This is a genomic window from Streptomyces sp. NPDC059900, from assembly GCF_050270335.1.
GTDB lineage: Bacteria > Actinomycetota > Actinomycetes > Streptomycetales > Streptomycetaceae > Streptomyces.
The window spans coordinates 1-8,615 of sequence record NZ_JBNNJZ010000353.1 but is presented as its reverse complement, the minus strand read 5'-3'; the positions used below and the strand labels follow the sequence as shown (position 1 = coordinate 8,615).

The 8,615-nt window shown below is 69.5% G+C and carries 9 protein-coding genes; 4 read left to right on the top strand and 5 right to left on the bottom strand.

The genetic code is table 11. The annotated features are described in order from the left end of the window. Positions 1–352, top strand: a 352-nt coding sequence (locus ACQKIP_RS32160) for a metal-sensitive transcriptional regulator (RefSeq protein WP_427744893.1), incomplete at its 5' end; no start/stop codon positions are given. Between the two features lie 137 nt (positions 353–489). On the opposite strand, the gene ACQKIP_RS32155 is transcribed toward ACQKIP_RS32160, so the two are convergent. Together ACQKIP_RS32155 and ACQKIP_RS32150 are read right to left on the bottom strand one after the other, a co-directional pair. Then, entirely contained in the window at positions 490–678 is a 189-nt protein-coding gene (locus tag ACQKIP_RS32155; protein WP_365860206.1) for a hypothetical protein, read from the bottom strand. 141 nt (positions 679–819) lie between these two features. Then, positions 820–1,638, bottom strand: a complete 819-nt coding sequence (locus ACQKIP_RS32150; protein WP_427744891.1) for a hypothetical protein — start codon at positions 1,636–1,638, stop codon at positions 820–822. Positions 1,639–2,035: 397 nt separating this feature from the next. Here ACQKIP_RS32150 and ACQKIP_RS32145 point away from each other — a divergent pair, with 397 nt between their 5' ends. Next, the gene (locus ACQKIP_RS32145; protein ID WP_365860204.1) at positions 2,036–3,619 is read left to right on the top strand and encodes an FAD-binding oxidoreductase; all 1,584 of its coding nucleotides are present in this window, start codon (positions 2,036–2,038) and stop codon (positions 3,617–3,619) included. 659 nt (positions 3,620–4,278) lie between these two features. Here the strand turns inward: ACQKIP_RS32145 and ACQKIP_RS32140 are convergent. Next, on the bottom strand, positions 4,279–4,986 hold the full coding sequence (locus ACQKIP_RS32140; RefSeq protein ID WP_365860203.1) for a phosphatase PAP2 family protein: 708 nt from the start codon (positions 4,984–4,986) through the stop codon (positions 4,279–4,281). A 305-nt stretch (positions 4,987–5,291) separates the two neighbouring features. Next, entirely contained in the window at positions 5,292–6,302 is a 1,011-nt protein-coding gene (locus tag ACQKIP_RS32135) for a bifunctional lytic transglycosylase/C40 family peptidase (protein ID WP_361200924.1), read from the bottom strand. 285 nt (positions 6,303–6,587) lie between these two features. On the opposite strand from ACQKIP_RS32135, the gene ACQKIP_RS32130 reads away from it, so the two are divergent. Then, complete coding sequence (locus ACQKIP_RS32130; protein ID WP_365860202.1) at positions 6,588–6,848, top strand: DUF397 domain-containing protein; 261 nt, start codon at positions 6,588–6,590, stop codon at positions 6,846–6,848. Between the two features lie 296 nt (positions 6,849–7,144). After that, positions 7,145–7,855 carry a DUF4232 domain-containing protein gene (locus ACQKIP_RS32125; RefSeq protein ID WP_365860201.1) on the top strand — a complete coding sequence of 237 codons (711 nt, stop codon included), beginning with the start codon at positions 7,145–7,147 and terminating at the stop codon, positions 7,853–7,855. Between the two features lie 34 nt (positions 7,856–7,889). Here ACQKIP_RS32125 and ACQKIP_RS32120 read toward each other — a convergent pair whose 3' ends face one another. After that, positions 7,890–8,525: an NADPH-dependent F420 reductase gene (locus ACQKIP_RS32120; protein ID WP_365860200.1), complete on the bottom strand. Its 636-nt coding sequence runs from the start codon at positions 8,523–8,525 to the stop codon at positions 7,890–7,892. Positions 8,526–8,615 lie beyond the last annotated feature (90 nt).

Here is an 8,615-nt window from a genome sequence, read left to right as displayed (position 1 = left end):
GACGACCACCGATGCGGCCGGCGTGGCCATGAACACCGAAGCGCCCTCCGAGCCCGGCCACGACCAGGGTGTCCACGGGTACCACAAGCAGAAGGACGAACACCTCAAGCGCCTGCGCCGCATCGAGGGCCAGGTCCGGGGCCTTCAGCGGATGGTCGAGGAAGACGTCTACTGCATCGACATACTCACCCAGGTCTCCGCGGGCACGAAGGCCCTCCAGTCCTTCGCCCTCCAGCTCCTTGAGGAGCACCTGCGCCACTGCGTGGCGGACGCGGCGGTCAAGGGCGGCGACGAGATCGACGCGAAGGTCGAAGAGGCCACGAAGGCGATCGCGCGCATGATGCGCACCTGAGGTCTGCGCGTGATGCGCACCTGAGGCCTGCTGCTCGGACTGAGGGGGCGCCGGCCGGTCCGGAGGGGCGGGTCGGATCGAAGGGGTGCGGCAGGGCCCGGGCCGCTCCCCGCCCCGGTGTCCGGGGCTCCTCGGGACTACTCCCGGATATCGCCTCGCCGCTGCTCCACGCCAGTGGAGACGTTCAGGACCTCGTCAATGCGGTCGGCGCTCAGCCGTTCCTCACCCGCGGCACTCGCCGCGATGATGAGTTCGCCGCACAGCTCGATCTCGGCAAGGGCAACGTGGTCCTGAACAGTCGTACCGCGCACCAGAGCCACGTTCATCACCTCTTCCTGACCTTGCGTCCTGCCGGTACCGACTTCCTAGAGTAGGGAGCGGCCTACACACCGCGCATGGCACGGACGGACCATTTCCACACCCCCGGACGCAACTAGCCGAGGCCCTCCTCCTCTCTGCTTCCCGGTCTACTTCTCCGCGATCTTCCCGGCGAAGATGTCCTCGCTCGCGGGCAGCCGCACGTCCACCCGTACCCCGAAGTCGAAGAGCAGAGTCGTCGACGCCACCTCCGCGTTCGCGACACCGAACTGCTGGCGCAGCTTCCGCAGCCGCCCCTGCTCGTCGAGGTACGCGTCGAACGGGATCTCGTCCCTGCTGAACCCTTTCGCCGCCGCACTCAGCGCCCGCCGCTGCCCCTCGGAAGCGGCCTTCGCGGCGCTCGGCAGGTCCGCCGTCCCGCGGTAGTGCCGCACCTTCACGCCCGCCACCGCCGTCTCACCGACGTACGACGCCTTGCGCGCGCCCCGCAGCAGCTCAGCCGCGGCGAGCGGGTCGGTGGCGCCGCCCGTGACGAGGTTGCCGTCCGAGAGCGTCGTCGTGTCGATCCGCACCCACTTGTCGGCGGGCACTCCGGCGCCACGGTTCTTCATGTAGAGCGCGCCGCTCGCCATCAGCTCGGTGATCGGGCGGTGCTCGTCGTCCCCTGCGGGGTCCTTCGGCAGGACCACCACGAACCGCCCGACCTGCCGCTCGTAGTCGTACGAGCCCTTCCCTCGGATGGTCACGCGGGTGCCGCCGCTGGCCATCTCCATGGACGTACGCGCCTTGGAAGTCCCCGCGCGGACAAGGGCGTCGGCGGACTTCCGCACCGCGTCGACGGCGTCCTCGGACGCGCGCCGGTCGTCGGCGACCGCACCGCTCCCGGAACATCCCGTGGCAACGGCCATGAGACCCACCGCCGCGGCCGTCATGGCCGCTCCGCCTGTGCGCCTGTACTGCTGACCCATCGCCCGACTACCCCCAAGCCTTCCCGCGAGGTTCTGTAGCCCCCTGTCCTTCCGTGTAACGACCGGTACGTTGACCCGTCACGCGTAAGGGTCCCCGCCGGACCCGGGTACGGTGGTGGGGTGGCCGAGGAGCAGCAGCACGAACCCCACCGCACCACGACCGTCGAGCAGGGCCGATTCTGCGCCGCACGGTGCAGTTGCGGCTGGCGGGGACCGGCCCGCAGAGCGCGCAGCAAGGCCCGGACGGACGCGGAGTCCCACCTGTCGGACAGATAGACCCCGGGGCGTCGCGCACAACTCCCCTTTCCGCTCACCGGAACCCACGGCTCTCACCGGAACCCACGGCTCTCGTACGCCGTCTCGTACTCCGGGAAGCAACGGGAGGCGGAGGCGCGTCATGGAACGACGTACGTTCATCAGCACCACGGCGGCGGCGACGGCGGCCTTCGCTGCGGCGGGCTGCTCCGGATCGGGCGGCGGCAGCGAGGGTGGCGGCAGCGCCACGCCCCACGGCAAGAGCGCCCCCGGCTCCAGTACGCCCATTCGCTCGTCCAGTGCCGCCGCGTCCGCCGCCGCGAACCTCACGGCCCTCGCAAGGGACCTGGACGGCACCCTGGTCAAGCCGGGCGAGGCGAAGTGGGCGGCGGCCCGCCAGCTCTACAACACGCGCTACGACTCCCTGAAGCCGACGGCGGTCGCGTACGTCGCGGGCCCGGACGACATACGCACGACGCTGGCCTACGCCCGCGCGCACGACGTCCCGGTGTCCATACGCAACGGCGGCCACTCCTACGGGGGTTGGTCGTCCGGAACGGGCCGCCTGATCATCGACGTGTCGAAGCTGAACAAGACGCGGGCCGGCGGTTCGACGGCCACGGTCGGCGCGGGCGCGAAGCTGATCGACGTGTACCGCGCCCTTGCCGCGAAGGGCGTGACGATCCCGGCGGGCTCCTGCCCGACGGTCGGCATATCCGGCCTGACCCTGGGCGGCGGCCACGGGGTGGTGTCCCGGGCGTACGGCCTGACCTGCGACAGTCTCACTTCGGCGACGCTCGTCACGGCGGACGGCAAGCTCCTGACGGCCAGCAAGAGCGAGAACAAGGACCTCTTCTGGGCGCTGCGCGGCGCGGGCAACGGAAACTTCGGCGTGGTGACGGAGCTGGGCTTCCGCACGCACGCGGCTCCGCAGGGCGTCTCGGCGTACATGAACTGGCCGTGGTCGAAGGCGGCGGCGGTCATCAAGGCGTGGCAGGAGTGGGGTCCCGACCAGCCGGACGAGATCTGGTCGTCGGCGCACGTGGCGAACACTCCGGGCGGCACTCCGACCGTCTCGGTCTCGTGCTTCTCCCTCGGCACCTACGGGGAGCTCCAGAACGCGGTGGACCGCCTGGCCGACAAGATCGGCGCTCCGGCGCGCAGCGTCTCCCTGAAGCGACGCTCGTACGAGGAGGCGATGGAGGTGTACGCGGGCTGCTCGTCCTTCTCGTCGGACGCCCAGTGCCATCTGCCGGGCGCGACGCCGGGGCGGAGCCCGCAGGGGGCGCTGAACCGCGAGACGTACGCGGCAAGTTCGGACTTCTTCGACCGCTCCCTATCGGCGGCGGGCATCCGCGCCCTGCTCTCCCAGGTGGAGAACGTGACGGGGGCGAGCGGGGGCAGCGTCGCGCTGACCGCGCTCGGCGGCGCGATCAACCGGGTCGACCCGACGGCCACGGCCTTCGTGCACCGCCGCAGCCGGATGCTGGCCCAGTACATCGCCTCCTGGCGCCCCGGCACCTCCGGCAAGCCGGCCCGGGCCTGGCTGAAAACGGCCCACAACGCGATGTCCCGCTACGCATCGGGAGCGGCCTACCAGAACTACGCCGACCCCACACTGACGAACTGGCGCCAGGCGTACTACGGTCCGGCGTCCTCCCGCCTGAAAACCCTGAAGAAGCAGTACGACCCCAAGCGGGTCTTCGACTACGCCCAGGCGATCTAGCTCTTCCCAGAAACGCCGGACGGACGGATCTCCCAGCCCGTCCGGCGCTTGAGGCCATCTTTTCGGGGTCTGGGGCGGAGCCCCGGGCAGGTCGGGAGCTCCGGCGAGCTGGATCTTTCAGCCCGTCCGGCGTTTGAGGACGAACTCGGCGAAGCCGGTGATTGACGGTGCCCAAGGCCAGGGCCACGGCCCTCGCGCCGACTAGCTGCACCTCCCAGCCCGTCCGGCGATTGAGGACGAACTCGGCGGAGCCGGTGATTGACGGCACCCAAGGCCAGGGCCAGGGCCCTCGCGCCTGCGAGTTTTCGGGAAGGGGCGGGGTTGGGGACAAAGCCCGTTCCCCCGGACGGCCTCCCCCGCAACCCGAACAGCTCACCCGACACGCCCTCAGGTGGCCCACTACGCGGGACCCCGCTGCCCTGGGGGTATGACCCCACGAATAGCCACAGCCGCAGCCACCACAGCCGCCCTACTGGCCTTCGCGGCCCCCGCAGCCCACGCGGCCACCGCCGAAGCCGACCACCCCGCAGCAGGCCCCCTCACCGCAGCCTCCGCAGGAGTAACCGCCGCAGCGGCCGGCACAGGCTGGTGGCTACTGAAACGCCGCCGAGCGGAAGCAGCCCCAGAGGCCGAGGCAGACGCAGAGCCAGAGACAGCCGCTACGCCGCAAGACCCCGCTCATCGGGCCCGGGGGACCCGGACGCCGCCCGACGGGGAAGCTCCGCCACATCCTCGCCACGCGGCTTCGCCCACACGAGACGACCACCCCGCCCCGACCTCCCGACGGCCTTCGCCACAGGGGTGAGCAGCGCCATCGCCAGCGGCGAAAGCAGCAGCGCCACAGCCGTCCCGAGCGCGAATCCGCCCACGACGTCCGTCGGATAGTGCACGCCCATAAAGACCCGGCAGAAGCCTTCGAGCAGGGCAAGAGCTATGCCGGCAAGACCGAACTTCCGGTTGGCCACGAAAAGCCCGACGCCGAGCGCCATCGCGAGCGTCGCGTGATCGCTCACGAAGGAGAAGTCCGTCTTTCCGTGCACAAGGAGCTCAAGGCCGTCATGGTCCTTGAAAGGCCGCCGCCGTTCGACAAATCCGCGGATCGGCACATTCACCAGGACAGCGAGCCCGGCCGCCAGCGGCGCCCAGACGACAGCGGCGACAGATGAAGCGGCATCATCGAGCGTCGCGCGCTTTCGCTGCCCCCACCAGCACCAGAGGACCAGCAGAACAAGCGCGAGCAGCAACCCGTACTCGCCGACGAATGCGATCGACTTTGCCAGCCAGTCCGGCGAATCCCCAGCCAGGCCGTTGATGTCGTAGAGCAGGCTGACGTCGGGGTTCGACCCGGTTGTATCGAGTCCAGCCATGGTGCTGCGGCCCCTTGTCTTCTCGCCTCGGACGCACCTTGCCGTACGCCCTGCCATCAACCCCCGTGGTCAGTGCTGCTTGCTGCGTGGTCAATGCCGCTCGCTACTGGGTGGTCGCGCTCTTCGATCACTTCAGTCAAGGGAACGCATGGTTCCCTCCACTACGTTCCACTCTCCACCGAATGATCACGCAGACGTTATCGAAGAGAGACTCATCGCCGCAGCTCAGAGAAGTGTACTGACGGAGAGTTCAAGCCATATAACGCCCTGCGCACGCGTCCCGTTTGAGCCTTTTACGGCACCCCTCAAGCCGCCGATGGCTTGCTGGGCACGGCATTCGCCCCGTCCTCGGTGACACGAGTCGCGCCAAAATAATCCGGCGTGTCGATCGGGTCGAACCGGATCACCGCACCGGCCCGCGGCGCGTTAATCATGTAGCCCCCGCCGACATAGATCCCGACGTGCCGGATGGCGCGGGAATTGGTGAGGTCGTCCGAGAAGAACACCAGGTCACCGGGGAGCAGTTCGTCCCGTTTCGGATGTGGTCCCGCGTTGTACTGGTCGTTCGCGACACGCGGCAGATCGATGTCCACGCTGCGATAGGCGGCGAGCGTAAGACCGGAGCAGTCGAACCGGCCGCCCTGCTCGGGCGTTCCATTGCCGCCCCACAGATACAGCGTGCCGAGCTTCTTCTGCGCGTAGTAGATGGCGCCCGCCGACTGCTGCGAGGGCTGGACCCGGCTGGTGGGGCGGGCGAAGCTCTTCTCCAGGTTCGTGATGGTCTTCACGTAATTCTGGGTCTCGCGGTAAGGCGGAACGCCGCCGTACTTGATGACGGCGTATGCGCCCGCGTTGTACGCGGCGAGCATGTTCTTCGTCGGGCTTCCCGGCGCGTCCTTCACGTAGCTCGCGAGTTTGCAGTCGTACGACGCGGCGGAGGGGATGGCGTCCTTCGGGTCCCAGACGTCGCGGTCGCCGTCGCCGTCGCCGTCGACCCCGTGCGTGGCCCAGGTCCCCGGGATGAATTGCGCTATCCCCTGGGCCGCGGCCGGGCTCTTGGCGTTCGGATTGAACCCGCTCTCCTGGTACAACTGCGCGGCGAGCAGGGCGGGATTGATGGCCTTGCAGAGATTGCCCCACTTCTGGACGAGGGGCTGGTAGCTCGCGGGCACGGCGCCCTTCGCCAGGCCGACGTTCCCCTGTCCGGCGCCGTCGGCGATGCTTCCGGCGGCCATGTACGTGCCGACGACGAGCAGCGCTATGAAGCTCATCGACCCGCTGACGCCAACGGCCGCGACCAGCCACGCCTTACGCACCGTCAACCACCCCTCACCGCACGGGAGTCCGCCGCGCCTCAGTGTAGAGGCGTCACCTGTACCTGCGGGGGATCACCACCGAGCTCCGCCCAGAGCAGTTTCCCCTCGGTGGCCCGGGCGACGCCGGGGGCGCGGGGGTCGTGCGGAAGTCGGAGGGAGCAGCTCCAGGGCGGGGATACGGTTGTTGGCCGCATGGAAGCCTCCGTTCGGGAGCGGGAGTTGCGAGGAAAGCCCCGCAGGGCAGCCACCCCCGCACCAAATAAGTCCCACCAAAGGACCCCCACCGTGACCGACATCCCCCAGGACCTCGACTGGATCCGCGCCGCCCCCGAGGGGGAGGAAGGCCCCGGCCCCTGGATCGAGATCGCGTACGGCCCGGAGGACGCCGTATACCTCCGGGAGACCAGTGACCCGGAGAACGTGGTGACCACGACCCGGAAGAAGTGGGACGCCTTCGTACTGGGCGTCCAGGCGGGCGAGTTCGACCACTTCGTGGAGGGCGCGGAGGGCGCGGAGGGCGCGGAGGGCGCGGAGGGCGCGGAGTGACACCTGTGGCCCACCGCCGACGCCACCGTTACGAGCAGAAGCCCCGCCGGAGACGTCACCGGGAGCCACGGGGGACCTGAAGCCGGACCCTGGATCAACCGCACGTCCATGATCCGCATCCCACCCCACCGTTCCAGGCAAGACACGTCCCCCCAGGTCAGAGCCCTGGAACCATCCCAGCGTCCCGCATACTCCAGCGTTCCTTGCCCCCGCCGGGACCCGCCCCCTTAGCTGAGATCGCCACAGCCCAGCACCACTCACCGGCACTTCTCACCAGCACTTCTCCGGGGGACCCCATGAAGCACACCCGTAAGGCCGTCGCCGCAGTCATCGGTCTCGTCGCCGCACTCTCGCTCACCGCGTGTAACGGCGACGACAACGCGTCAGCGGAGACGCCCTCCTCCGCCGCGTCGGCGGGCAAGGGCGGCGACAGCGCGGACACCGGTACCGGCTCCGACGCCGGCAGCGACACCGGCGGGGGCTCGGGCGGCGGCAGCGAGGCCACCGAGGGCGGCGAGTCGTCCGGCGGGGAAGACGCCCGGGGCACGGCCGCGGGCACCGGCGACAACAGCAACGGCAAGGTCGGGATCTGCCGTACCGACGAGCTCGAAGTGAACGCCACGGACAACACCACCGACAAGACGGAGGGCGTCGTCACCGTCGTCTTCAAGAACGGCGGCGGCCGGGACTGCTCCATCAAGGGCTACGCGGGTGTCGACCTGACGGCGTCCACGGGCGACACCCTCTCGGTGGCCCGCAACGGCGAGCAGGCCGTGCCCGGCGTCCTGAAGGACGGCGACTCCGCCGCCTTCAACATCACGTTCCCGTACAACAACTCCGGCGGCTCCGGCGTCCGCATCACCAGCCTGGTCGTCACGCCCCCGAACGAGACCAAGCACGTCACGCTGGCCTGGCCCGCGGGCACGCTCCCGGTCTCGGACGGCGAGGGCGCGGTCAAGCTGGAGATCAGCCCGGTCACGCCGGTCAGCGACTCCCCGGCCGGCTGAAGGCCCGGACCCCGGATCCGGCCCAGGCACCTGCTCAGGCAGCCCGCGGTCGAATGACCTTGATGCCGAATCCGTACGACCCGATCGCCTCCGCCACCCCCATGAACAGCAGCGCGAAGTGCTCCTGCCCGCGCGCGGTCCCGATGCCTCCCAGGTCCAGCTGGGAGGCATCGGGCCATCCCAGGTCGGTGAGCAGCTGCCGGACCGTGCCCTTGGCTGCGTCATCGTCACCGGACAGGAAGATCGTCCCCGCCTCCTCCAGACTCCCCGGATCCTTCATCACCACGGAGTCGACGGTGGCAAGCGTCTTGACCACGGACACCTCGGGAAACGCCGCTTGGATCTCCTCGCCGAGGCTGTAGTTGGGATGCGAGAGCGCCATGCCTTCGGTGAACCCGACCCCGACATCGAGCAGCACCTTCCCGGCCAGGGCCGCGGCCCCGATCTCCTCCAGCACACTCACCGAGGCCGTACCGGGCGTGGCATTGACCAACACGTCTCCGTGAGCGGCGGCCTCCCCCAGCCCCACGACGGTTAACGGGCCGAGCCCGTCCGCCTCTCCCCGCTCCTTCGGGGATCGAGACCCCAACACGACGTCATGCCCCGCCGCCTGCCATCCGCTGGCCAGCGCCCGAGCAACATTTCCGGTTCCCAGCAGTCCGATTCGCATGGGGTCGACGCTAGGAGTCCCCCGTACGGGGGAAATCGGACGGAGGTCGTGCATGCACTGGTCCCGTCGACGTACTCCACTGGCCCTAGC